Raw genomic sequence first — 471 nt, forward strand, 5'->3', positions numbered from 1 at the left:
GAGGTTTCCCACATGCGGAACATGACCCGTCTCAAGACCCCAAAAGATCGGCTTCGTGAAGATCAGGCCGAACAGGTTCGCCAAGCCCTTTTGCCGTTTTTTGACAATCCCGATTTTGACCATGATGCCCTTGGCCGGGTCATGGTCACCGTTCAACGCATTACTACCCCAGCCCCCGGAACAACGGAGCCGTTTGTTATGATCCGTCCCGCACAGAACCGTGCTGTCACCTTGTGGCTAATGAAGAACAGTAACGTCCAATGAAGGCCGTGGACGTCTGGACGCTCTTGTTCGACCACCTGTTCCCACATACCGGACAGATCATGCTAACCCGCGAAGAAATCGCCGAAAAAGTCGGAATTCGGGTCAACGAAGTTACAGCCATCATGAATGAACTGGTGAAGTTCGGTGCGATTTTCTCCGAGCGCGAAAAGGTAGCCGGTATGCGAGGGCCGGGTCTTGTCCGCTACT

General features: G+C 53.9%; 2 pseudogenes. Both read left to right on the forward strand.

The features are described 5' to 3' along the window. Nucleotides 1-264: pseudogene (locus tag KP705_RS20370) on the forward strand (hypothetical protein); the annotation flags it as partial. Then, nucleotides 261-471: pseudogene (locus tag KP705_RS20375) on the forward strand (hypothetical protein); the annotation flags it as partial. The pseudogenes KP705_RS20370 and KP705_RS20375, both read left to right, overlap by 4 nt.

It is taken from the genome of Gluconobacter sp. P1D12_c (assembly GCF_018812105.1).
Taxonomy (GTDB): domain Bacteria; phylum Pseudomonadota; class Alphaproteobacteria; order Acetobacterales; family Acetobacteraceae; genus Gluconobacter; species Gluconobacter oxydans_A.